We start from the raw sequence: 21,680 nt of genomic DNA on the forward strand, positions 1-21,680 counted from the left end.
ATTGAATTTTCATGTCCGCCCGGTGAGCTGTCCTGCATCATCGGGAATTTGTTCGTCAGCCTTGAACCTCCCTGCAAATATGTGCGAAGTACGCACCTGATGCTCTGCGGCATCACTCACAGCGGAAACAGCGGTCGCCTGACTGTTTTGGGCGACCGCTGCTCTTTCTATGGGCTTGCCAGCGATTTGGAGGCTGTGAGGAATGGCCCCTGCCTCGAAAGAAGGTGTGACCGTGGCTGACAAAGAATATCTCCTCGGAAACAAGGCACGGGAGCTGCTGAAATACACGAACCAAGCGACGAAAACGGTGGCCGAGGATATTTCACGCAAAGACGTTCGGCAGATTTTCCAGAAGATAGCCGCGCTTGACGACATCCGGGACGTCCAGAAGGTCTGCTCTGAGTCCATCGCATATCTCGACCGAACGCACCGGGAGGGCTTCACAAAGGCGCTCTACCGCTGCTACGGCGAAGATATGCGTCTGATTGCCAAGAGCATCGTTCGGGACATTCACGCGGCCAACGGAAAGATGTTCCAGACTGAGTACGAGGAACGCCTGCGGCTGCTTGGCGTAGTCCTCGACGAATGCTCTTGGCTGAATGAGAATATCCAGCTCGTTCTGAACGACGGAGTTATTTCCATAAGCAAAAGTGCCGTCTGGACCCGGAAGGTTCAGGACGTAAAGAATATGGTTCTGTCGTGGAAGCAGAAGGACACCGCCCGCGCTGAAAAGCTCCGGGAGCAGGCCCGTCAGGCAGAACTCAAGCAGCAGGCGGCGATGGTAAAGGCTATCGTCCGCGAACTCCTGAAAGAACAGGAAAAATCAAGGTATCCTGCGGGTTCTCCGCTTGATATAGGGTGCGACTCGAATCGGCCACCAACTGGTGGCTCCGCTCTCCGAACTGCAACAACTTCAACAACGCCCTGTACGTCAACTCCAATGGCGACTGGAACAACAACAACTGCTCCAACTCGTACGGCATCCGCCCCGCTCTGATGGAAAAGCGAGATGAGTAACCCGGCAACGGGCGAAAACAGTGCACCCATCATCAAAGGGAGTCGCATCCTGTCGGAAGCCTTTATGGCGGACGATAAACACATCATACCGAGGCGGGCCGTCCTCTGCGGGCGCAGCCTGCTGCCGCGAGGAAGCGGACCGGTATTAGACGAACACCCGGCTGGGAGCTTCCTCTACCACCTCAGCCGGGGGAAGAAAATAAGTGTGAAGACACATGACATATCAGGAAATGTGCGAGTTCCAGACCCTCTATGAGGCATATCTGGAAGCACGAAAGGGTAAGAGGAGCAAGCCGGGAACGGCTCAATATGAGGCCAACGCTCTGATCTGCACCGATAAGCTATCATACGTTCTGAACCAAAAGACCTACAAGCCCAGCGGCTTCGAGGTCTTTTATGTTTATGAGCCGAAGAAACGGCTTGTGCAGGCTCCCGCTTTTGTGGACAAGGTAGTCCTCCATGCACTAACGGACAATGTTTTGTACGACACGATCTGCACCAGCTTCATCCGCGACAACCACGCTTCGCAGCGCGGAAAGGGGACACTGGATGCCATCGTGCGCCTGAAGGGCCACATGGTCGATTACTACCGCAAGAACGGCAGCGCAGACGGATGGGTGCTGAAGTGCGATGTTCACCATTTCTTCGCCTCCATCGACCATGACATCCTGAAATCAAAACTGCGGGCCTTGATGCAGAAGCGCGGCGTAGATATGGCGTTCTATGACCTCATGTGCATCTACATTGACAAGACCGACGGACTGCCCCTTGGGTATCAGACCAGCCAACTGCTCGCCCTGATGTTCCTTGATGAGTTCGACCATTACATCAAGGAAGACCGGGGATGCCGCTATTACGGACGATACATGGACGATTTCTACGTCATCGCCCGGACAAAGCGGGAACTTCAGTTTCTTTTGAAGGACATTGAGCGTTGGATGAGCGACCTCCACCTCGAACTCAATTCTAAGACAGCAATTTTCCCCTTGAAAAACGGGCTGGATTTTCTGGGCTTCCATAGCTACCTGACGGAAAGCGGAGCCTGCGTCCAGAAGCTCCGCCGCTCGGAGATTCAGCGCATCCAGACCCGCGTCAAATACTGGGAAAAAGCCTACCCGGCAGGGGAAGTGGCCAGAGAAGCTGTTATCACCAGCTTCGTAGCGTGGGATGCCTTTGCATCCTACGGTGACACCTACGCATTACGGCTGAAATACGCCAAGAAGGTCTCGGTAATCATCGGTGTGGACGTAAAGCCTCGGAGGAAAATTAACTCCACGAGGAGCGTCCGCGCCTTGCGCCGGGTAAAGCAGGAACAGAACATCCGCCGGAAAAGAGGTGACATTACGCCCCGCAAAGACCTGTTCCAGCCCGAACCGCGTCCCGACAGCATTCCGCCGTGGATGTAATACACAACAGGAGGTTCTTTTTTATGGCTTATGTGACCTTGAGTTCCAAAGCAATCGGCAGCACCATCAAGCTGAAAGTAAATGGTTCTGCCAAAGATTTCATCGTCGTCCATCAGGGCAAGCCGTCCAGCGTCTATGACGATAGCTGCAACGGTACTTGGTTGCTGATGAAGGACATCTACGAAAACCGCCAGTGGCATAGCTCGAACACTAACGATTACGCCAACAGCACCATACACTCCTACCTGAACAGCACGTTCCTGAACCTGTTCGAGTCGAACATCAAGAACGCCATCAAGCAGGCAAAGCTCCCGTACCGAAAAGGCAGCGGCACGTCCACGACCGTTACCAGCGGCTCGAACGGCCTGTCTGCGAAGATTTTCCTGCTCAGTGCGACCGAAACGAGTTTCAGCTTCTCCTCTATGCCGAGCGGTGAAGGCGCGGAGCTGGCCTATTTCAAGGGCTGCGCGGACAACAGCTCGGATTCTAAGCGTGTCGCATATCTCAACGGCTCGGCCGCCTACTGGTGGCTCCGCTCTCCGCTCTGCTACCACTTCGACTACGCCCTGTACGTCAACTCCAATGGCGACTGGGGCGGCAACAGCTGCTCCCTCTCGTACGGCATCCGCCCCGCTTTGATTTTGCCCTCTACTCTCTTGGTGTCTGACGATGGCACGGTCTCGACTAACACAGCACCCTCGACTCCGGGGAGCATTTCCGTTCCTTCGTCCATCATGGGCGGCACGAACATCTCGATCTCGTGGGCAAAAAGCTCTGATGCTGAGAGCAATCTCGCCGGCTACAAGGTAGAGCGTTCGACCAACGGCGGCAGTTCGTGGAGTCAGATTTATCAGGGTACGGCCACCAGCACCACGAACAACGTCGCCTTCGGCACCACGTCCGTGATGTACCGCGTCAAGGCATACGACACCGAGGGTCTGGAGTCTGGCTGGCGCACCAGTTCGCAGGTAACGGTGGTCAACAACAACGCCCCGTCTGCGCCGCCGTCCATCGCGGTGCCGAATGATGTCAAGGGCGGCAGCACACTGGTGATCTCGTGGACTGCGGCCAGTGACAGCGATGGCAACCTGAGCGGCTACATTCTGGAGCGCAGCACCGATGGTGGCTCCTCCTACACGCAGGTGTACAAGGGCAATGCGCTGACCTACACCGACACCATCACCAAGGGCTGGTCCACCGTGATGTACCGTGTCAAGGCGTATGACAGCTATAACGCTCAGTCCGGCTACACCACGTCCACCAAGCGCACGGTCGATAACAACACCGCGCCGACCATCACGACCTCCAGCGCAGCCAACCTCGGCACCAAGTCCAGCGGCTTCACCATCTCGTACTCCGTGGATGATAAGGACGCAGGGGACACCCTGACCGTCACCGAAAAGCTGGACGGCACGACCAAGCGAACCTACACCGCGACCCGCAAGACCACCAACAGCTTCGCCGTCACCGGTGAATATTTCCAGAAAATTACGAACGGCAGTCACACCATGACCGTTACCGTGACCGATGGCAAGGCCACCGTCACCAAGACGTTCACCTTTACGAAGGCCGTCACCGCCGCCAGCATCACGCTGGCGAAGCCGATGGAGGCGGATGCTCAGATCACGCTCTGCGCCATCACCGTCGGCGGTCTGATTCCCGCCGACGCCGTGTTCAAGGTGGAGGTCACGAACAACGGCAAGGACAGTTCGCCGGTATGGGAGGACGCCACCACCGAGGCCCGGAATGGCCGGAACCATTTGTTCACGAACCAGACTGCGGCCAACGGCTTTGCATTCAATTTCCGCGTCACCGCAGAGCGCGGCTCAAGCGGCGAGAGCGGTTATATCGCTTCGATTCAGGGAGGTTTCCAGTAATGGGTTTGAACAGAGTAAGAGTCGATTCTGTAGCTAAATTGCAGAAGAAGAAAACGATGGCGGAATTGCAGGAGGAGAATGAAGCCCTGAAAACCAAGGTTTCTTCTCTGGAAACCAACCTCGATAATACCCAGATGGCGCTGTGCGACGTGTACGAACAGCTCATCGCGGTCACATCCGCCGCAGATAAGGAGGCATAATCATGGCAGAAGTCTATGCAAACCTCATTCGCCGGGGGCGGAAAACCATCGAGCAGGTGCCTGAGCACCTGCGGGAAGAAGTCAAGGCCATTCTCGCGGCGGACGGCAACGCATGAGCCGCCTGCGGGAATTTGCCTTAAAAATATTACTGAGAAAGGAGAAAGGCATCATGGCAGTCATCTATGCAACCCTCATTGTGAAGGGCAAGAAGACCCTCGATCAGGTTCCGGCGCTGATTCGGAAGCAGGTTGAGGAAATCCTGAAGGACCTCGAAGTCGAGGTCGAGTAATCGCGCAGGGGAGTCGGGAGAACCGGCTCCCCTCATTTTTTGTATGACGAAGGAGAGGAGGTTCAGATGGACCAGCCTATTACGCGAGCCGAGCATGAGGAGTTCAAGCGTCGGCTCGAAGAGGAAAATGCCCGTCAGGACAGACGAATCGCCTTGCTGGAGGAAAGCGTAAGCAAAATGGGCGCACTGTCCACTTCGGTCGAGAAGCTGGCCCTGAGTATGGAGAGCATGGTCAGGGAGCAGGAAAAGCAGGGAAAACGGCTGGAAACTCTGGAGAGCCGCGATGGAGAGCTGTGGCGTAAGGCCGTCGGCTATGCAGTAACGGCCATCATCGGTGCTTTTTTCGGCTATGTGTTCACCCAAATCGGTTTTTAGGAGGTGTGCAAGTTGAGCATCATTACGTTCCAGCGCGGGGATAAGACCGCGCTCGCCAAGAACTTTACTAAGTCCGAGTTCGAGTGTCCCTGCGGCTGCGGACAGCAGTCGGTTGACACGGAGCTGGCCGAAAAGCTCCAGTTCATCCGGGACAAGGTAGACCGCCCGCTGAAGATCACGTCCGGCTACCGCTGCATCACGCACAATGCGGCTGTGGGCGGAAGCCAGAACTCCAAGCACCGCTATGGCATGGCGGCGGACTGGAGGACGGAGAACCGCAGCATCAACCCGGTGGCACTGGGCATCCTTGCTCAGGCCGTGGGGTTCGGCGGCATCGGTATCTACTGGCACAGCCGCGGGGCCTTTGTCCACGCCGACACCCGTAGCACGAAAGCAACGTGGCTCTGCACCACGCCGGGAAAGTACCCCAGCACGACCTACAACAAGTTCGTGCTTCCCACCATCCGACGGGGCTGCACCGGGCCTGCAAACCGCAGTGCCACCATCATGCTCCAGAAGCTTCTGAAGTTGAAGGCTGATGGTCTGTTCGGCGAGGCCACCGAAAACGCCCTGATGAGGGCGCAGGAGGCGCATGGCCTGACCGTGGACGGAATCTGCGGCCCTGCATCGTGGAAGGCGCTGTCTGGCGCTGATAAGTACCTGTGAGAGGAGATAGGCTCTATGACGAATAGCAAAGTGTCCATCGCTACGCTGGCCCGCACGGCCGCTCTGGCGTTCGCTCTGGCAAATCAGGTTTCGAGCGCTGCCGGGAAGCCCCTGCTGCCCATCGAAAGTTCGGAGGTGGAACAGTTCGTGACCACCGGCCTGACCATTGCCACCAGCGTCGCTGCGTGGTGGAAGAACAACAGCTTTACCGCTGCCGCCATTGAAGGTGACAAGCGGATGAACAGCCTGAAGAATCAGGTCCACTGAATGAAAGGAGTAACCGAATATGAATGAGTTTACGAGAAGTCTGCTGTACGTTGCCCTGCTGGTCTGCGTTCCCATCGTGACCGCCTGCATCAAGAAAGGCATTGCAGTTGCCGTTGATGCAATCAACGCCCAGACTCAGAACATCAAGGTGCAGCGGCTCGTCCGGGAAATCGGCGATGCCGTTGCCAATGCCGTGGCCGCGATGAACCAGACCTACGTCAACGACCTCAAAGCCGCCGGGACGTTCAATGAGGCGGAGCAGAAGGAAGCCCTGATGCGGGCCGTGTCCGCCGCTCTGAAAAGCATGAGCCGTGACGCACAGGACTACATCAAGAGCAACTTCGGCGATACGACCCAGTACCTCGAAAATCGTATTGAGGCCCAGATCGACGCCAACCACGTCGCCGCCAAGCAGGCCGCTGTCCAGAATACGCTGAATCTGGGCTGAGTCAGCGCAAAGTCAGCGTAAAATGATAATCCCCCTGTACCATGACCCGTAAAAAGGCTGGTGCAGGGGGATTTTTTTGTTTGCACGGAAATTCCGATGGAACAACGTCGCCAGAAAAATCAATTCTCAAAATAGCCAAATTTTGCTATGCACTTTTGACAAATCCTTCCCAGAGGGTTCCAGACGTTTCCCAATACACTTTTACCCGTAACCAAAATGCAAATTCAGAGGTTTTCCAGAGGCCACCAGCGGCTTGGCATCAAATAGCCAGTGGATATAAAAAATATTTTGAAAAAATTAAAAAACAGATTGACTTACCAGTTGGGTAAGTTATAATGATACTAAGATAAATTACCAAAAAGGTAAGTTACCTACAATTACCAGCATCCGGCTGGTAAGTTGGAAGCACGAGCAGGAGGTGTAGCAAAATGAAAGGTGAGTGCAGCATGACCGCTTTAGAAGCCAGCCGCTTGATCGACTGGCTGAAAGCTCACGGTCACACGGACGAGGAAGCGACGCAGTGCATTAAGTGCATTGCCGGAGTCCTCGACCCCGCAACCGGCGAGTCTAAGAAACAGTAAAGGCTAGGTTCCCCCACACAGTTTGCGACACTGTGGGAACCTAGCCAGACGGAACGGGATGGGACCTGCCCCATCTCGTTTCGATTTTATCAGTATGGCAGGGGAAAGTCAAGAGGTTTAGAACTATGTATGATCTGCGTGAACACAAGGAACTGATTAGCCGGTTGGTTTCCGAGGCCAACCAGAACGACCCCAACTGGGAGTGGTCGGTCAGACGCCTCAGCAAGAACGTGGCCTGCATCTTCTGGGGTTACCTCGAATACTGCGATGAAGCGGAGTTATCGTTTTCAATCAAGCTCGGCGAAGCCGATGGCAGATGCTGGGTTGAGGCTCGTAACGAGCACGGCTGGATACTGGAAAGTGAGATTGTAGCTGACAAGAACCTTCCATTCCTGAACTGCCCGATTGACAAGGCCGTCGAGAAGATGGTTCGCTGCATCGTCAACACCGCTCATGCCTGCTACTGAGAGCATTGCCCGTCAGTATGCAGCGGACATCGGTTTTGCGGTAGTCGGCGAGCTGACCCGCAAGCCAGAGTGGGACGGCGTAGCCAGCGGCCCGGAAATTGGGCTGTCTGGCTATTGCCGGGTCTGGGTGGATGAGGGCGGCAACGCCTACTACGTTCACGGTAAGGAATGCGCCATCATCGACCCGGAAGGCATGGTCTATTGACCGCAGGTAAACTTCCAGATGTACTCCGTAAAATTTTTCGATAAATCTTCATTTTTCGTTTGACACCAGTGGTGGGTAAGTTAGAATGAAGATACAGAAAAACATACCAAAACGGTAAGATAAACGGAGGACACAGAAATGAAAAACTTGGAAATGATGAAGCAGTACATCCGCGAGCATAACCTCTGCGGTCGGGTCAGAGAGCTCGTTGAGGGCGCGGATATGGATTCCGCAGACGCTATTGAGTATGTGTACGATGCCCACACGCTCAGCAAGTCGGCATTCGTGGCTAAGTACTTCGGGTAAGGAGGGTTGAACCGTGAAGAAGAAGGAACTGCGCGGCCATCTGGGGATGCTGGCGTTCAGTATGGACTCTCAGTGGTGCGTCATGCACCGGGAGGACCTGCCGGAGCCGACCCGGGTGTGCGCCGAGGGTCAGTACCAAGGGATGATCTTCACCCTCACCACTCTGGGCGGTGACTGGGTCAGGGACGACAAGGGCAAGCATCGGGTGTTCCTCCAGGGCGAATCCAGCCGTGACACCGACGAGTACACCAACAAGGAGGACTGAACTATGAAAGAGACCATCACCGCAAAGGAACTGGAAGAAGCAATGAACGCTGTCCTGAAGCAGGCACGCAAGATGGAGAACTCCGATGAACCGGAGGAATGCCGCTACGGCTTCGGTATGGAGAGTGCGCTGACTTCTCTTGCAATCTACCTCAACGCATAACCCGTCTGATGATGGCCGCTGGCACCGGCCGAAACGCCCTACTGGGCGTCGCGGGAGCCACCCGCAGATACATGATATTTTGGAGGTTTTAGCGATGGAAAACAAGAACATGACCGCTGCTCGTGAGTGGGAGAACGACCCGAACTGCTTCCTGCGGATGCTGAACAGCCCCGCACAGCAGCGGAGCCGCGCAGCCCGCCGCCAGAAGGATGCCGAAAGGGAGCGTTTCAACAACGTGCTGAACGCCGTTGCCATCAGCGCAGCAGCCTTTGCCGTCACCCTGCTCGTTATCTGCTTTGTTCTCTGATGGAGGATGGCAATGAATCCGATGTATGATTGCTCCGGCTGGCTTGACCGGTTCGGCGGAGTAACGGAGCCGCCTGATGACCGGGGCATTGAAGAAGAACCTGAATGGCAGCGGCCCGAAGAAGCCAATGCCGTTTGCTGGAGTGACTGATGGAGGTGAGTGATATGGGACGTGGCAATGTTTATGTGACCGGCTCGTATGAGGGTCTGTTCTACATCGACAACGATGATCTGCAGGTCTGGCGTAAGGACGGCCCTGACGGAAAGGAGCCTGAAATTCGGATGATGGCAGACATCAGCCTTGATGAACTTGTTGCCGATGACTGGTACGTTGATGAAATCGAGAGCAGCTACAAGGAGGAAGACGTTCTCAGATGCTTCTGCGCCGAACTGCGGAAGCTCTGCCCCAGCTTCCAGCCTGCGGCCAACTCGAACGTCTGGCTCGGCAATGAGCGCCGGGTCATCCTCGAAAATGAGCTGTTTTACATCTGTGTGGAGGACAACGAGTGGTCGCTGGCCGTCGAGCTTATTCAGAAAGACGGCTACTCCGACTGTCAGAGCGCATGGCTGGCCGGTCTTCAGAAGCGGCGCTACCGGGGATACCTTGATGACATGAAAAAGGCCCTGCTGGCCCGCCTGCCCAGCATTGGCGTTCGCACCGGGCCGTGGACTCACGGAACTATCACCAGAGAGGAGGCTGGCGTATGCTGAGTGACATGATTGATGATCTCGTCCGGGCCGACTGCCCGCAGGAAAAGGAAGCAGCTTACCGGCAGCTCGAAAAGCTCGGCGTTGACCGCATTACCGCTGATGTCATCGCCGATGAGCGCCGAAAGGAGGCGCACCTGTGAGCCGCTATATTCCCCCTGAAGAGATGAGCGAGGCCCAGATCAGGGAGCAGTTGGACGCTGAGTATAAGCACTGGGATGACCTGAAGAAGAACGGCTGTTCTGACCCTGCATGGCCGGATGGCGTGAATCTGAACCTTGTTCGGAACCACATCATCTACTGGTATCGGCTCCTGCGGGAACGTACCAGCCAGACCGCGCAGCTCTCGATGTTCGACGCTGGTATGGATTTGAGGAACGAGCGGCCGTTGCCGCCGGAAGTCCCGGACAGGTACATGGTTCCGACCGGGAAGTACCCAGACCGTCTGAACGGCAAGTGGGATGGCCTGATTTTTGACCCGACAATTTGATGAAAGGATGAAGAAAGATGACCGATGAAAAGAAGTTTGAGGTTCATGCAGAGATTACGGCTCGGCTGACCCAGCAGGATGTTGATGACATCATGGTTTCTGCGCTGGAGGGCGGCATCAACTACTGGTGCAGGCGCGTTGTTGTGCAGGGCAAGTATCTTGGGGAGTACGCAAGCGACCAGATTTCTCGCGGTGGGCAGCTTGCCGTTTGGCTCGAAGAACCGTTTGAGGATGACAAGACTTGTTATATGCTCGATCTCGACAAGTTCCTCGCTGGATTTAAGCAGTGGCTCGAAAATTGCTACGCCAACTGCGATGTTGTGGACAGCACAGATGGCTCCGTTGACTGCGGCCAGATTGATGCCGCCTGTGCGGACGAGATTGTCCAGCACGCACTGTTTGGCGATTTGGTATTCGGCTGAGGGGAGGAAAAATGATGATGGCATGGTTGATCGTGGTAGATCAGTGGCTCGAAACGGCCACGGACATCCTCTGCGCTGCCTTTTGGGCAATCGTCGGGGCGATGGCCGTTGTGGGCTTGGCAAGGCTCTTTCTGGGGAGGCGCTGATTATGGATATTGAATACCTGAAGCGTTGCTCACAACTCTGCACAGAATGCTGCTCCGAAACCTGCGTGTTCAACCCGCAGGGCATCTGCATGGCCCCGTTCCTGACTGGGAAGAAGCCGGGCATCCATGATGATGGCTGCACCGATTACTGCCCGAAGCCGCTGGATGGCCTTGAGCTGGTTTGCTCCTACTCCGAGCATGAGCTTCGGAGCTATGAGGAGGACGTGCGGGAACATATCTCACAGTTCACCGATGAGGAGCTTATGGAAGTCTATGAGCTTGACCGCACGACGCTCAATTCGCTCGCCCCACGTGCGGCGGTCTTGATGCGGAAGTACATTGATAATGACGATAGCTGGACGTACCACCGCGATTATGCAATCTCGGAGGCCGTCAGCGAGTATAAGGAGGACAAAGACAATGGCTGAGAAAATGATGCCCTATGCGCTGCGAATGACGCTGGCAGTGCTTGCAAATAAGCCCGATGATGCCCGCAGCATTTCTGCCGAGTGCGTCACCACGATGACCAAAGAGCTGATGGGCGTTGTAAGCCGGTATGACCTGATGGACTTCCCGTTCATGGTTGCTGCCCTGCGGCTCACCGCAACCTCGCTGGAATCCCTGCTGGACGAGCATGGCAAGGGGATTGCCGATAACATCGTCGCCAACACCACCTGCATCACCATTGATGCTTCCGAGCTGAAGCGTCAGGCAAAAGAGGAGGAGTAAGGATATGGAAATCAAGCGTGGCGACATTTGGTATGTGAGCAAGGACAACTACACCGGCTGTGAGCAGGCGGCAGGTCGCCCGGCAATCATCGTCTCTAACGAGAAGAACAACGCCTGTGCAGAGGTGGTAGAGGTCGTATACCTGACCACCCAACCGAAGAAAGACCTGCCGACGCACGTTCTCATCCGCAGTTCGGAACGTGAAAGCACTGCCCTCTGTGAGCAGATTACGACCGTATCGGTTGACCGCCTGCTGGGCTACAAGGGCCACCTGACCCCGGCAGAGATGACCAACGTGGAGGTTGCAATGCTGATCTCGCTGGAGCTGGAAGTTGGAAAGCCCGTAGAGAAAATCGTGGAGGTCACGAAAGAAGTTCCGGTCATCCGGGATGTCAAGGTGTCTACGCCGGCGTCAAATCCGAACATGGCTGCGGAGCTGGCCGCAGCGAAAGCCAAGTGTGAAATGCTCCAGATCATGTACGAGAGCCTGCTGAATCGGGTTCTGGCTGGAAAGGCAGGCTGATGATATGCGAGCATCTGACATGGTACGCGCAGCCCTTGCTGGAGCAGGGAAGACCCAGAAAGAGCTGGCCGAACACATGGGCTGGACCCCACAGAACCTCAGCGGGCGGCTGAAGAACAACTCGCTCACCTTCGATGAGCTGTCAAAGGCTCTGCACTTTGCCGGGTACGAGGTTTCGATGAGCGATGCCAGCGGCGCTGGTCTCCCGGAACTGGGCAACAGCACCAGCCCCGCCGTAGCGCAGACCGTAGACGGCGTTCGATATGACACCCGGAAGGCAGAATCGCTCTGCTCGAACAAGGCCGTGATGTTCGAGGACTTCTATGTGGAGCTGTTCGAGGATGCCGCTGGGAACTACTTCACCGTCCTCTACCAGCTTTCTGGATGCCAGCATCATACCATCACCCCGGTCAGCCCCTACATCGCCAAGCAGTTCTGGGAAAGGTTCAGCCGTAAAGTAGGTTAAGCCTCCATAAAGTATCTTCGGAATACCGTAAAATTTTTTGTGAAAACTTCAGCATACGTTTGACTTACCAGATCGGTAAGTTAGAATGAAGATACGGAAAACAACTTACCAAAACACGGAGGATTTAGAAATGCTGAAGGTGAAAGAATACAGCAGCTTCGAGGCTTTCGAGCAGGACGAACACCGGCAGGACGTTGATCTGGTCGCCATCGTGAACAAGCCGAACGGCATGGTTTGCGCCGACCTCATCACCGACTGCAAGATGTGGCAGACCGCAGTCAACCGCTTCTTCAAGGCGCTGGCCGGGGATGAACGCTTTGATGGCTGGCAGGAAACCATCACGGAGTGCATCAAGGAAGGCTTCTGGCAGGACAAGGCGCTGACCGATGGCAAGTACACCGGTGGCTACTTCTGGGAGGTTGAAGACCTCGATGGCCGGTTCTACATCTGCCTGAATGTCGTCAGAAAGGAGGTTGCCTGATATGACGGTTCTGGACCACATGAAAGCCGCCGGGTATGACCCGAACGCGGCACACAATGCGGATGATCTGCGGCGTATGGGAGCCGGTACGATGGAATGCGAGAGCATCCAGCTCCGCACGTTCCGCTGCCGCCCCTACCAGTACGAGGGCGAGATGTTGGCCGTAGAGGCCACCGCAATGGTTCCCTTTACGGATGGTACGCAGCGGCCCTACCCGGACGGATGGCCGAGCAGCATCAAGGCAAGCGCAATGGCTTTTTTCAGGATTAAGGAGGATGAGTGATATGGCAAAGCGGATGATGAAGCTCACCGTTGAGGAAGTCCGGGCGAACATCCCGTACGACCTCATCTGCATGGTTCGCTACGGCTGCACTTGGAGCAGCGGTCGCCGCCGCAGGGCATGGCTGGCCGACTTCAGCGAATCGGAGCGGGAGGCCGCAGGGCTCACAACTGGACGGTCGGCCGGGGCGTTCCCGATACCGTGCAGATGAGCCGGAAGACGTTCCACCTGTGGCAGAAGCTCGGCGACTTCTGCGCGTCCATCTGAAAGGGGAAGCATCCGCATGGAGAACGACGCTACTAAAACCATTCTTCCATCGAAGGAAGCACTCAACGAGTTCTTGAAGGCACACAAGTACAAGTCTTTCCCGACTGCCGTTGAGGCGGCACGGAACGGCAAGAAACTTGTCTTCATCTTTCTCGACTGGGAATCTTACGGCGACCGCAGCTACTACTACTGCAAGGAAGATGATACCGTTTACTCCGACTACCTCAGTATCGGAGATTAAGGAGGAATTTGCTATGACCGTTGAGTATCGCACCATCCGTGACGCTGCTGAAGCGTGGGTCCGCGAAATGAATGCCGTCCCACAGGGGATGATTGAGAAGCTGATGGGCATGAACACCGATGACTGGACCGAAATCACCAAGCCTGCTGCCGGTGACACCGTATACGTTTATGATCTGCCCGATGAGGTTGACAGCCTTGAGCATTGCGGCACCATCAAGAGCTATAACGAGGAGAGCGATCTGTACTGCATCGAGCTGTATGATGGCAAGCTCGTTTCCGCCGAGGAAGATGACTTTGATGTTGAACGGGACGGCGTTCTTCCGATGTGGGGAACGATGTGGTCGTTTGGCGACAACATTGATGATTGGTGGCTTGAGGAAAATGGCGGTCTTCGAGCCATGTCTGACTGCGGCTTCCGCGTCTATCAGTCTGACGAGTTCGGCTACTTCTTCGGCATTGACGGTGCCGGTTACGATTTTTACGAATCGCACTGGGAACCGCTCTACAAGGCTCGCGGTCTCCAGTGGCATGACCCGATGGCCGAGGAAGAACGCCAGATGCTCCACAAGGGCTATACCAAGCGGCCGCTCGGCAACAAGTGGGTCTGGTGTGACAAGAACGGCGCGGCGGTCAAGGAGGTGGGCTTCAGTGTACAAAATCAGAGGTAAATATCCCGGTCAGCCGTGGGAGGACATCGACGAGTTCGACACCCGGCCCGAAGCTCTGAAGATGCTTGCCGAGTACCGCATGGCCTATGGGCCGGGATGGCGGTTCACCATCAAAAAGGCGGTGGCAAAATGAGCAGATATGAGCAGCTTTCCATGTTCACCATGAACGTGGACCCGATTACTGCCACCTGCTGCATGGATGGTTGCCCGGCTCGGGCCAGCCCGGTGGAGCCGTGGATGGCAGCGCTCATCCCCGCTGGAGAGTATGTGGTGCAGGTTGCTGGGCATCCGCTGGTTCTGCGGCCCATGCCCGGCAGACAGGCCGACATCCAGCGTGGGCATGAATACTACCACTACATGATCGGCGGGCGGCTTTATGCCGGCACATTCGTTGGGAGGGATGCACGATGATGGACAAGATTGTGGTCACAGCGGCAGACATCGAAAAGCTCCTCGCATGGCGGGATGAGCACAACGATCTGGTTCGTTCGATGCCGGTTTCCCTGCGAGAAGTGGAAATCCAAATTGTCGAGAGTGGCATCTCCATCAAGTGCTTCCGCTCTGACAAGAAGCTGAAGCTCTACATCGACAGCCCGGCCCGGAAGCTCGGCCACGTTGTCTTTGCTCCGCTGGGCAACGGCCTGTGGAAGAAGAAGGTAAGCACGCTTCCTGCGGACTGCAACCCCACCGAAACCGAACAGGGCGCTTTGACTGTGTATGGCTCCCTGATGGCGCTGATGTCGTATGGAACGGGCAGCATCCGTGGTGGCGTGGCTACCACAACCTCGAAGGCTCCTGCTGAACGTAAAAGCTCCACAAAGCCGCGTACGGCAAGCACCACATACATCATTCACTCGGCCGGAAAACAGCTTACAGTGGTTCCTAGAGGCCGCCATGCAAGCCCGGCCTGTTCCTTTACCGTAAGAGGCCACTTCCGCCACTACAAGAGCGGCAAGACGGTCTGGATTGCGGAGTATCGCAAGGGGACTGGCCGCAGCCGGGGCAAGACCTACAAGATCGGAGGTGATCTGGATGACCGAGAAGTCCGAATGGCAGTTCCTCGTTGATTACGTCAAGGATGACACGACAGATTTCTACAACGATGCCTGCCAGAACCAGCTTGTGGCCTTGTGGACCTCGTACTGCCTGCATAACAGCCTCGATGTCGATACAGCGATGTACGATGCAGTTTTGATGGATTTGTTCAACGCTCTCTCCGATGAACAGAAAGCCGAACTGCACTGCACCGGCTTCTCGGAGCTTGATAGTATGATGGCCCAGTGGCTTGTCTGAAAGGAGATAAAAAATGAGCGACATACGGTTAGTTAATGTAGTGCCCATCGTCAACGGATGGAACGATGCGGCGAAGAAGAATCTGGAGGAGGCCAAAACCTTGATGGCCTCCGGGAACCATCTCGACTACAACAAGGGTGTTGTCAAGGAAAGCGTTGCGAACCTCGTTTCCGGGTTTGCCGATGACCTGATGAAAGCTCCTGCTGTTGACCCGGAGAGCCGACGGCCTGTATCTCATTGGGTTTTGCAACGCAGTGTCGCGTATTGCGAAAGATGCCGCAAAGGGTACAGAATTACGAATGGAGGAGCGAACGTCTTGACGTTTAGCTATTGCCCGAACTGTGGTGCAAAGATGGAGGATAACAATGCCTGAAATCAAGATTTTCGATGCCTTGCCTGAAGAAGAAATCCTCGCCCAGATGGCGGAAGAATGCGTAGAAGCGTCCAAGGCGGCTCTGAAGCTCCGCCGGGTGCGCTGCGGTGTGAATCCCACGCCGGTGTCTGAGAAGGACGCCTTCGAGAATCTAGTCGAAGAGTTGGCCGACATCTACCTTTGCAGCATCGTCTTCTTCGGCGGCGAGCTGGATGACAACGACCCTTGCAATATGTGTGATGCGGTCGGCGACCGGATGGTCGAGATCATGGAGCAGAAGCTCGCCCGCTGGAAGTACCGTTTGATGAAGAAGGAGGATGTCGATGTCCCTGAAGAATAAAGCAGTCCTCATCAGTATTCGCCCTGAGTGGTGCGAGAAGATTCTTAACGGCGAAAAGACCGTTGAAATCCGCAAAAATCGCCCTAGTTTGAAAATGCCATTCAAGTGTTATATCTATTGCACAAAGCCTGTCGGAAACGTCATCGGCGAGTTTACTTGCGACAAGATACGCTTTTACTTTGGCAAGTCGTGGCTGGTCAAGGAAGACATCGAAGACGTAACTGCTGGTAGCTGCCTGTCCTTGGAACAAGTCAAAGAATATGCCGGCTGGAGAAAAGCTACATCTTTTATGGACCGTAAAGATTTGTATGCGTGGCACATCTCCGACCTGAAGATTTATGACCAGCCCAAGTCCTTGTCCGGCTTTTCTAGGCATGACTTTCGTGGCATGAACGGAACCGATGTCTGTGGAAATGAGAGCTGCGAGCATTATCAGCCGTCTGGAAGCTATATGCTCCCGCCGACCTGCGCAATCAATGGCTGCTGTTTGAGCAAGCCGCCCCAGAGCTGGTGCTACGTTGCTGAGGCAGAGGAGGATGACGCCTTATGAGTAAGAAACGGTATCTTGAAGCTGAGATGCTGAAAGAGTTCCTGCGCATGGGCATGAAGGTAGGCCATATCCACACATTACGGGATGTGGAGAACTATATCGACACCCAGCCAGAAGCTACCCCGCAGGAAGTGGCCGGTCAATGCTGGAGAAATTCCAAGTATGACCCGCCAACAGAAGCGGATGCTGACAGACTCGGAAGAATCATTGTTTGGGGAGCCGCGGTCAAGCACGTTGACATCACATATTGGGAGAATGCAATTTTTCACCCTGTGGACGTTCCGTTCTGGATGCCGTTGCCTGTAGCGCCGGAGGAAAAAGCAGAATGACACGTAAAGAAATGCTTGACCTCAGCATTGCAAGTGATGGATTTCGTAATGCGGTCAGAAGAGCGCTGTTTGAATGCTCCAAATTTCCGCCCTGCACTGAGCGAATGATCGTTGAGGGAAGACTGGCTGAAGCGCTGTATTTTTCAGAGCGGATGATGGAAAAAACGTACAAAGACCTTGAAACGGAGGGAAAAACTAATGTGGGCTGAAATGTCTGATGCAGCCAAGTGGCTGGCTGTTGGAGCTGCGATTGTCGCAGCCGTTATCGTAACTGGGCAGACGTACCCGCTGTGGTTCTTTCTGATTCCGATGATCTGTTGATGAGGAGGTGCCGACCGTGGAATTGAAGAACAGCGAGCATTACAACGACCCGACACCGTATGAGGCGCACAAGAACATCCGCAAGGAGGAGCAGCTTGAAGCTGCCCGGATGCGCACCATCAGCGCGTTGGTCAGCGCATTGAAGCAGGTAGCCGATCTCGCCGGGTTCGAGATCGTGGGCCGGGTTGTTCTCATGGATAAGGATTCCGGGAGGATTTTCAGATGACCGGCAAGAAGTGCGAGGTATGCGGCAGGGAGATTGAAAACCCGACGAACCGCCAGCGGTTCTGCAAGGATTGCGCCAAAAAGCGTCAGGCCGAAGCCTTCCACCGATACTATCTGGCGAACCGCGAGTATTATGCCGAACGGAGCAAGGAACAGTCCACCCGCAGAAAACAGAGCCGCCTTGAGGAGTTGCTGGCAGGGGAGCCGAGGCCGTTCAAACCACCGAAGTACACGATTGAACAGGTAAACAACCGGGCTATCGCCCTCGGTATCAGCTACGGCTGGTGTTCGTACCTGCTTTCGGTCGGAAAAGTCTGTATGGAATGAAAGGAAAACGCTTATGACACTGATTACGAAATCCGAGGAATTGATGGCCGTTTCTGTCCGGCAGGGTGTAGAGCTTGCCGTCATTGAGGCCAAAGTGCTGCTGGGCTATCTGGAGGGGCATGACTATAGCCTGATGATGGATGATAAGTTCCATCTCGCCCTGCATGACAATCAGGACGGCGAGAATGCCGACAACGATCAGCCGTACACCATCCGCGACTGCATCGACTTCTGTCAGGAGATGAACAGCGAGCTTCTTCTGGAGGAAGCAGGCAAAGAAGGCGGAGACCCGGACTACTTCAGCGAGCTTCAGAAGGACGAACTGATTCTGGGCATGATGATGGGTCGTGCTAAAGCGGTGCTTCCGCCCCGAACCAGTACCTACGATGTGGTCATCATCGAATACCTGAAGAAAACCGTACCCGTCGAGGCTGCAAGCTGGGAAGAAGCCAAAATGCTTGTCAACGAGGCGTGGGACAACGGAACCTACGTCTTGACCGCAGATGACTTTGCCGGGGTGAGTTTTACGCTCGGCCACTGATACCATCCAAAAAGCGGTTGCATTCTCGGTAAGCATCTGTTAAAATAGATATACGCGGCGCTATACCGAACAAAAAGGCCCCACACGGGGCTTTTTTGCTGTACAGATTATTGACCTTCTTTAGTTTCATAGGAATGCTATAAAAGCCACCAGAGACGCTCAGGATTTCACAAAAAGACTCGAAAATGCGTCGCTTTCCACATTGGCATCCCGACTCCCGTCAGTATGGGGGATGCGATGCTGATTCTTTGATTATTTTTCCCGCTATTCTGTTGTTGATGAGCCTGATCCCGGGCTTTTTCATGAAGATCGCACGGCTGTTTTCCGTGCACAGAAAGGAACAAAAACTATGCCTTCTTTGACGACCTATAAGCTGCTCAAGCAGGAACACGACGCCCGGCGGGGCGAGTTCAAGACCGTGCACGGCACGGTGCAGACGCCCGCTTTTCAGAACGTGGCTACCGCCGGTGCCATCAAGGGCGGGTTGTCTGCTCAGGACCTGAAAGACATTGGCGCACAGGTCATGCTGTGCAACACCTACCACCTGCATCTGCGCCCCGGCGACAAGCTGGTAGCCGATATGGGCGGTCTGCACAAATTTACCCGCTGGAACGGCCCCATTCTGACCGACAGCGGTGGATTTCAGGTATTCAGTCTGGCAAAGCTGCGCAAGATCACCGAAGAGGGCGTGACCTTTGCCTCCCATCTGGACGGCCACCGCATCTTTATGGGACCGGAAGAGAGCATGCAGATCCAGGCAAACCTTGGTTCTACCATCGCCATGGCCTTTGACGAGTGCGTAGAGAACCCCGCACAGCACGATTATTCCAAGGCCAGCTGCGAACGAACGACCCGTTGGCTGAAACGCTGTAAGATTGAAATGGCCCGCCTGAAGCACGAGGGCATTTCCGTGAATCCCGATCAGCTGCTGTTTGGCATCAATCAGGGCTGCACCTTTGCGGATCTGCGTGTGGAGCACATGAAGCAGATCGCAGACCTTGATCTGGACGGTTACGCCATCGGCGGTCTGGCTGTGGGCGAGCCCACCGAGGTGATGTATGAAATGATCAGTCAGGTGGAGCCCCACATGCCCAAGGATAAGATCCGCTACCTGATGGGCGTTGGCACCCCCGGCAATATCATTGAGGCAGTTTCCCGCGGCGTGGATCTGTTTGACTGCGTGATGCCCAGCCGTAATGCACGCCACGGCCACTTGAACACCTGGGGCGGTATCATCAACATCAAGAATGCAAAGTATGAGCGCGATGAACGCCCTATTGATCCTGCCTGTGGCTGTCCGGTCTGCCGCAGCTATTCCCGTGCCTATATCCGCCACCTGTTCAAAGCGGAGGAGATTTTGGGAATGCGCCTTGCCGTCATGCACAACCTGTGGTTCTATAACCATCTGATGGAGCGCATCCGGGATGAGCTGGATGCAGGCACCTTCACGGCTTTCCACGATAAATATGTAAAGCTTCTGGATACCCGAATTTGAGAATAAGCCTTGCAACAGGTCGTTTAAAAAGGTATAATAAGCTTATCTGAATTTTGAGAGGAGATTTTGCCCCATGCAATTTCTGACTACCACTTCCGAAGGCTACATCAGCCTGTTCTTCACACTGGCTCTGATGCTGGTTCTGCTATACTTCATGATCTATCGTCCCCAGAAGAAGCAGGAGAAGAAGGATGCCGCAATGCGCAGCAGCCTGGAGATCGGCGATCAGGTCACCACCATTGGCGGTGTCATTGGCCGTGTTGTTGCAATCAAGGACGATACCTTTGTTCTGGAGACCGGTGCTGACCGTGTGAAGATCCGCTTCACCAAGACTGCAATTTCCGCTGTTGAAAAGCTGAACATGGACAAGGCTGACAAGAAGTAAGCTTTTTCTTCAAACAATTAAGAGCATATCAAACGCGTCTTCCTGCATAGATTACTGGCAGGGAGGCGCGTTTTTATGTCTGAGAAAAATCTTTTCCCGGCGGAACTCCGGGTTCTTCTGCTGGCCGGGGCAGTCGGCGTTATGGTCACAGCGGGCGGGCTGGCCGCAATGGCAGCGCTGATGACAGCACAGGGTTATTCTGGTGCCGCCGCACCGCCGCTGGCAACAGCAGCCGTTGGTGCAGGGAGCCTTTGCAGCGGTTGGATCGCTGCATTTTGCAAAAAGGAACGCGGCCTGCTGTGCGGGCTTGTACAGGGCCTGTTTTATGCGGCATTGCTCGTGGTGCTCAGCGTTCCTTCCGGTACGCTTACGGAAGAGCCGCCGCTGCTGCGGTTTGCTGTGCTGATCCTGTGCGGCAGTATTGGTGGATTGCTGGGCATGGTGACCCGGGAGAAAAAGCGCCGCAGCTGAACAAATAAAACAAGGAGGTTCGATCATGTGGGTCTATCAGCAAACAGGAACGCCAGCGCATTTGCCAGAAGCCGCGCAGCAGCTTCCCACAGGTGAAGCTGCGCTTCTGCCGCAGCCGCAGAAAACACTGCCGCCAGAACAATCCGCACCGGAAGTGCCTTCACCGCTGCAGAGACATAACACGGAAACCCGGCAGAAAACCTGCTGGCTGCTCGTCTGTGCCTTTCTGATCGGCTCTGGCTCAGCTGGCGTGCTTCTGGCTTTCTGCGAAAAGCAGCAGCCGGACTGGCTGCAATATTACCTGCAAAGCTGGCGCGGCCTGTTTGCCGCTGCAGATGCACATACTGCGGCCAGCCTTTTCGGAGTGGAATATCTTACGCTGGCTGCGGCCGCGACCCTTCTGTTCCTGATGGGCTTTTCCGCACTGGGGCCGGTTTTGATCTTTTTGTTTACGATGTTCTATGGGCTGGGAAACGGGACGCTGTTTGTGCAGCTGCTTTCCGACACGGCACTGAAAAAGGAAACGTGGCTTCTGCTGCTTGCATTTCTGCCTGCGGCAGCTGCTTCTGCAGGGCTGTGCACGCTCGGCACAGATTCTCTGCGGGTGAGCAGCCAGATCCGCGTCTGTTCCTTTTTTGCAGCAGGGCCTGACCGGGAGATCGTCCGGCCACATGGATTCATCCGGCAGTATCTGCTGACGCTGACGTTATTTGTGCCGCTGTGCGGCATTTCTGCAGCGCTTGCAAGCATTGGAAGCAGGCTTTGAGCAA

49 protein-coding genes are annotated in these 21,680 nt (G+C 55.2%); all 49 read left to right on the forward strand.

The window, feature by feature from the left end:
* Positions 1-232: 232 nt before the first annotated feature.
* The 49 genes from J3348_RS01195 to J3348_RS01425 all read left to right on the forward strand — a co-directional run bounded on the left by J3348_RS01195 (position 233) and on the right by J3348_RS01425 (position 21,676).
* Positions 233-997 (forward strand): hypothetical protein, encoded by a 765-nt coding sequence (locus J3348_RS01195; RefSeq protein ID WP_207698111.1) that lies wholly within the window; start codon positions 233-235, stop codon positions 995-997.
* A gap of 235 nt (positions 998-1,232) precedes the next feature.
* Positions 1,233-2,423 carry a reverse transcriptase/maturase family protein gene (locus J3348_RS01200; RefSeq protein WP_207698112.1) on the forward strand — a complete coding sequence of 397 codons (1,191 nt, stop codon included), beginning with the start codon at positions 1,233-1,235 and terminating at the stop codon, positions 2,421-2,423.
* A gap of 23 nt (positions 2,424-2,446) precedes the next feature.
* Positions 2,447-4,300, forward strand: a complete 1,854-nt coding sequence (locus J3348_RS01205; protein WP_207698113.1) for a DUF6273 domain-containing protein — start codon at positions 2,447-2,449, stop codon at positions 4,298-4,300.
* Positions 4,301-4,356: 56 nt separating this feature from the next.
* Positions 4,357-4,500, forward strand: a complete 144-nt coding sequence (locus J3348_RS01210; protein WP_154276169.1) for a hypothetical protein — start codon at positions 4,357-4,359, stop codon at positions 4,498-4,500.
* Between the two features lie 2 nt (positions 4,501-4,502).
* Positions 4,503-4,616 (forward strand): CD1375 family protein, encoded by a 114-nt coding sequence (locus tag J3348_RS01215; RefSeq protein WP_118527137.1) that lies wholly within the window; start codon positions 4,503-4,505, stop codon positions 4,614-4,616.
* A gap of 53 nt (positions 4,617-4,669) precedes the next feature.
* Entirely contained in the window at positions 4,670-4,789 is a 120-nt protein-coding gene (locus J3348_RS14345; protein WP_343251956.1) for a CD1375 family protein, read from the forward strand.
* A 66-nt stretch (positions 4,790-4,855) separates the two neighbouring features.
* Positions 4,856-5,164, forward strand: coding sequence for a hypothetical protein (locus J3348_RS01220; RefSeq protein WP_207698114.1), 309 nt, complete (start codon positions 4,856-4,858; stop codon positions 5,162-5,164).
* Between the two features lie 12 nt (positions 5,165-5,176).
* Complete coding sequence (locus tag J3348_RS01225; RefSeq protein ID WP_207698115.1) at positions 5,177-5,830, forward strand: D-Ala-D-Ala carboxypeptidase family metallohydrolase; 654 nt, start codon at positions 5,177-5,179, stop codon at positions 5,828-5,830.
* 15 nt (positions 5,831-5,845) lie between these two features.
* Positions 5,846-6,097: a phage holin gene (locus J3348_RS01230; protein WP_097780300.1), complete on the forward strand. Its 252-nt coding sequence runs from the start codon at positions 5,846-5,848 to the stop codon at positions 6,095-6,097.
* Positions 6,098-6,116: 19 nt separating this feature from the next.
* Positions 6,117-6,545, forward strand: a complete 429-nt coding sequence (locus tag J3348_RS01235) for a hypothetical protein (protein WP_097780301.1) — start codon at positions 6,117-6,119, stop codon at positions 6,543-6,545.
* A 41-nt stretch (positions 6,546-6,586) separates the two neighbouring features.
* On the forward strand, positions 6,587-6,874 hold the full coding sequence (locus J3348_RS01240; protein ID WP_154276163.1) for a hypothetical protein: 288 nt from the start codon (positions 6,587-6,589) through the stop codon (positions 6,872-6,874).
* 99 nt (positions 6,875-6,973) lie between these two features.
* Positions 6,974-7,126 carry a hypothetical protein gene (locus J3348_RS01245; RefSeq protein WP_154276162.1) on the forward strand — a complete coding sequence of 51 codons (153 nt, stop codon included), beginning with the start codon at positions 6,974-6,976 and terminating at the stop codon, positions 7,124-7,126.
* A gap of 125 nt (positions 7,127-7,251) precedes the next feature.
* A complete protein-coding gene (locus J3348_RS01250) occupies positions 7,252-7,593 on the forward strand; it encodes a hypothetical protein (RefSeq protein WP_207698116.1) in 342 nt (113 codons plus the stop codon).
* Positions 7,580-7,798 (forward strand): hypothetical protein, encoded by a 219-nt coding sequence (locus tag J3348_RS01255; RefSeq protein ID WP_207698117.1) that lies wholly within the window; start codon positions 7,580-7,582, stop codon positions 7,796-7,798. The genes J3348_RS01250 and J3348_RS01255 overlap by 14 nt, the downstream gene beginning before the upstream one ends.
* Positions 7,799-7,936: 138 nt before the next feature.
* A complete protein-coding gene (locus tag J3348_RS01260) occupies positions 7,937-8,104 on the forward strand; it encodes a hypothetical protein (RefSeq protein WP_207698118.1) in 168 nt (55 codons plus the stop codon).
* Between the two features lie 13 nt (positions 8,105-8,117).
* On the forward strand, positions 8,118-8,369 hold the full coding sequence (locus tag J3348_RS01265; protein ID WP_207698119.1) for a hypothetical protein: 252 nt from the start codon (positions 8,118-8,120) through the stop codon (positions 8,367-8,369).
* A gap of 3 nt (positions 8,370-8,372) precedes the next feature.
* Positions 8,373-8,531: a hypothetical protein gene (locus tag J3348_RS01270; protein WP_207698120.1), complete on the forward strand. Its 159-nt coding sequence runs from the start codon at positions 8,373-8,375 to the stop codon at positions 8,529-8,531.
* A 94-nt stretch (positions 8,532-8,625) separates the two neighbouring features.
* Positions 8,626-8,838, forward strand: coding sequence for a hypothetical protein (locus tag J3348_RS01275; protein ID WP_207698121.1), 213 nt, complete (start codon positions 8,626-8,628; stop codon positions 8,836-8,838).
* A gap of 12 nt (positions 8,839-8,850) precedes the next feature.
* Entirely contained in the window at positions 8,851-8,988 is a 138-nt protein-coding gene (locus J3348_RS01280; RefSeq protein WP_154276156.1) for a hypothetical protein, read from the forward strand.
* Positions 8,989-9,002: 14 nt separating this feature from the next.
* On the forward strand, positions 9,003-9,548 hold the full coding sequence (locus J3348_RS01285) for a hypothetical protein (RefSeq protein WP_207698122.1): 546 nt from the start codon (positions 9,003-9,005) through the stop codon (positions 9,546-9,548).
* Positions 9,542-9,688 (forward strand): hypothetical protein, encoded by a 147-nt coding sequence (locus J3348_RS01290; protein WP_154276154.1) that lies wholly within the window; start codon positions 9,542-9,544, stop codon positions 9,686-9,688. Before J3348_RS01285 ends, J3348_RS01290 begins: the two co-directional genes overlap by 7 nt.
* Positions 9,685-10,035 (forward strand): hypothetical protein, encoded by a 351-nt coding sequence (locus tag J3348_RS01295; RefSeq protein ID WP_207698123.1) that lies wholly within the window; start codon positions 9,685-9,687, stop codon positions 10,033-10,035. Before J3348_RS01290 ends, J3348_RS01295 begins: the two co-directional genes overlap by 4 nt.
* 17 nt (positions 10,036-10,052) lie before the next feature.
* Entirely contained in the window at positions 10,053-10,457 is a 405-nt protein-coding gene (locus J3348_RS01300; protein ID WP_207698124.1) for a hypothetical protein, read from the forward strand.
* An 11-nt stretch (positions 10,458-10,468) separates the two neighbouring features.
* A complete protein-coding gene (locus tag J3348_RS14350) occupies positions 10,469-10,603 on the forward strand; it encodes a hypothetical protein (protein ID WP_278251687.1) in 135 nt (44 codons plus the stop codon).
* Between the two features lie 2 nt (positions 10,604-10,605).
* Positions 10,606-11,031 carry a hypothetical protein gene (locus J3348_RS01305; protein WP_207698125.1) on the forward strand — a complete coding sequence of 142 codons (426 nt, stop codon included), beginning with the start codon at positions 10,606-10,608 and terminating at the stop codon, positions 11,029-11,031.
* Positions 11,024-11,332 (forward strand): hypothetical protein, encoded by a 309-nt coding sequence (locus tag J3348_RS01310; RefSeq protein ID WP_207698126.1) that lies wholly within the window; start codon positions 11,024-11,026, stop codon positions 11,330-11,332. The genes J3348_RS01305 and J3348_RS01310 overlap by 8 nt, the downstream gene beginning before the upstream one ends.
* A gap of 4 nt (positions 11,333-11,336) precedes the next feature.
* Positions 11,337-11,855, forward strand: coding sequence for a type II toxin-antitoxin system PemK/MazF family toxin (locus tag J3348_RS01315; RefSeq protein WP_207698127.1), 519 nt, complete (start codon positions 11,337-11,339; stop codon positions 11,853-11,855).
* Positions 11,856-11,859: 4 nt separating this feature from the next.
* Complete coding sequence (locus J3348_RS01320; protein WP_207698128.1) at positions 11,860-12,321, forward strand: helix-turn-helix transcriptional regulator; 462 nt, start codon at positions 11,860-11,862, stop codon at positions 12,319-12,321.
* Between the two features lie 130 nt (positions 12,322-12,451).
* Positions 12,452-12,802: a hypothetical protein gene (locus J3348_RS01325; protein WP_097780315.1), complete on the forward strand. Its 351-nt coding sequence runs from the start codon at positions 12,452-12,454 to the stop codon at positions 12,800-12,802.
* A 1-nt stretch (position 12,803) separates the two neighbouring features.
* Positions 12,804-13,085, forward strand: a complete 282-nt coding sequence (locus J3348_RS01330) for a hypothetical protein (RefSeq protein ID WP_154276145.1) — start codon at positions 12,804-12,806, stop codon at positions 13,083-13,085.
* Position 13,086: 1 nt separating this feature from the next.
* Positions 13,087-13,293 (forward strand): hypothetical protein, encoded by a 207-nt coding sequence (locus tag J3348_RS01335; protein ID WP_207698129.1) that lies wholly within the window; start codon positions 13,087-13,089, stop codon positions 13,291-13,293.
* A 72-nt stretch (positions 13,294-13,365) separates the two neighbouring features.
* Positions 13,366-13,590: a hypothetical protein gene (locus J3348_RS01340; protein WP_207698130.1), complete on the forward strand. Its 225-nt coding sequence runs from the start codon at positions 13,366-13,368 to the stop codon at positions 13,588-13,590.
* Between the two features lie 13 nt (positions 13,591-13,603).
* Entirely contained in the window at positions 13,604-14,260 is a 657-nt protein-coding gene (locus J3348_RS01345; protein ID WP_207698131.1) for a hypothetical protein, read from the forward strand.
* Positions 14,241-14,393, forward strand: a complete 153-nt coding sequence (locus tag J3348_RS01350; RefSeq protein WP_207698132.1) for a hypothetical protein — start codon at positions 14,241-14,243, stop codon at positions 14,391-14,393. Before J3348_RS01345 ends, J3348_RS01350 begins: the two co-directional genes overlap by 20 nt.
* Positions 14,390-14,671, forward strand: a complete 282-nt coding sequence (locus tag J3348_RS01355) for a hypothetical protein (protein ID WP_207698133.1) — start codon at positions 14,390-14,392, stop codon at positions 14,669-14,671. Before J3348_RS01350 ends, J3348_RS01355 begins: the two co-directional genes overlap by 4 nt.
* Complete coding sequence (locus J3348_RS01360; RefSeq protein WP_207698134.1) at positions 14,668-15,327, forward strand: hypothetical protein; 660 nt, start codon at positions 14,668-14,670, stop codon at positions 15,325-15,327. The genes J3348_RS01355 and J3348_RS01360 overlap by 4 nt, the downstream gene beginning before the upstream one ends.
* Positions 15,293-15,553, forward strand: a complete 261-nt coding sequence (locus J3348_RS01365; protein ID WP_207698135.1) for a hypothetical protein — start codon at positions 15,293-15,295, stop codon at positions 15,551-15,553. The genes J3348_RS01360 and J3348_RS01365 overlap by 35 nt, the downstream gene beginning before the upstream one ends.
* Before the next feature lie 13 nt (positions 15,554-15,566).
* On the forward strand, positions 15,567-15,926 hold the full coding sequence (locus tag J3348_RS01370) for a hypothetical protein (protein ID WP_207698136.1): 360 nt from the start codon (positions 15,567-15,569) through the stop codon (positions 15,924-15,926).
* The gene (locus J3348_RS01375; RefSeq protein WP_207698137.1) at positions 15,919-16,266 is read left to right on the forward strand and encodes a hypothetical protein; all 348 of its coding nucleotides are present in this window, start codon (positions 15,919-15,921) and stop codon (positions 16,264-16,266) included. Before J3348_RS01370 ends, J3348_RS01375 begins: the two co-directional genes overlap by 8 nt.
* On the forward strand, positions 16,250-16,816 hold the full coding sequence (locus tag J3348_RS01380) for an ASCH domain-containing protein (RefSeq protein ID WP_207698138.1): 567 nt from the start codon (positions 16,250-16,252) through the stop codon (positions 16,814-16,816). Before J3348_RS01375 ends, J3348_RS01380 begins: the two co-directional genes overlap by 17 nt.
* Complete coding sequence (locus J3348_RS01385) at positions 16,813-17,145, forward strand: hypothetical protein (protein WP_207698139.1); 333 nt, start codon at positions 16,813-16,815, stop codon at positions 17,143-17,145. Before J3348_RS01380 ends, J3348_RS01385 begins: the two co-directional genes overlap by 4 nt.
* Positions 17,142-17,354, forward strand: a complete 213-nt coding sequence (locus J3348_RS01390) for a hypothetical protein (RefSeq protein ID WP_207698140.1) — start codon at positions 17,142-17,144, stop codon at positions 17,352-17,354. Before J3348_RS01385 ends, J3348_RS01390 begins: the two co-directional genes overlap by 4 nt.
* 128 nt (positions 17,355-17,482) lie before the next feature.
* Entirely contained in the window at positions 17,483-17,692 is a 210-nt protein-coding gene (locus J3348_RS01395) for a hypothetical protein (RefSeq protein ID WP_223454326.1), read from the forward strand.
* A complete protein-coding gene (locus tag J3348_RS01400; RefSeq protein ID WP_207698141.1) occupies positions 17,689-18,018 on the forward strand; it encodes a hypothetical protein in 330 nt (109 codons plus the stop codon). The genes J3348_RS01395 and J3348_RS01400 overlap by 4 nt, the downstream gene beginning before the upstream one ends.
* A gap of 13 nt (positions 18,019-18,031) precedes the next feature.
* Positions 18,032-18,559, forward strand: a complete 528-nt coding sequence (locus J3348_RS14135) for a DpnD/PcfM family protein (RefSeq protein ID WP_242702827.1) — start codon at positions 18,032-18,034, stop codon at positions 18,557-18,559.
* Positions 18,560-18,908: 349 nt separating this feature from the next.
* A complete protein-coding gene (gene tgt, locus J3348_RS01410; protein ID WP_005942084.1) occupies positions 18,909-20,054 on the forward strand; it encodes a tRNA guanosine(34) transglycosylase Tgt in 1,146 nt (381 codons plus the stop codon).
* 73 nt (positions 20,055-20,127) lie between these two features.
* The gene (gene yajC, locus J3348_RS01415) at positions 20,128-20,439 is read left to right on the forward strand and encodes a preprotein translocase subunit YajC (protein WP_005942086.1); all 312 of its coding nucleotides are present in this window, start codon (positions 20,128-20,130) and stop codon (positions 20,437-20,439) included.
* A 75-nt stretch (positions 20,440-20,514) separates the two neighbouring features.
* On the forward strand, positions 20,515-20,910 hold the full coding sequence (locus tag J3348_RS01420) for a TIGR04086 family membrane protein (protein ID WP_154255696.1): 396 nt from the start codon (positions 20,515-20,517) through the stop codon (positions 20,908-20,910).
* Between the two features lie 25 nt (positions 20,911-20,935).
* Positions 20,936-21,676, forward strand: coding sequence for a hypothetical protein (locus J3348_RS01425; protein WP_207698142.1), 741 nt, complete (start codon positions 20,936-20,938; stop codon positions 21,674-21,676).
* Positions 21,677-21,680: the final 4 nt, after the last annotated feature.

The sequence above is a fragment of the Faecalibacterium sp. Marseille-Q4896 genome, assembly GCF_017377615.1.
Lineage (GTDB): Bacteria > Bacillota > Clostridia > Oscillospirales > Ruminococcaceae > Faecalibacterium > Faecalibacterium taiwanense.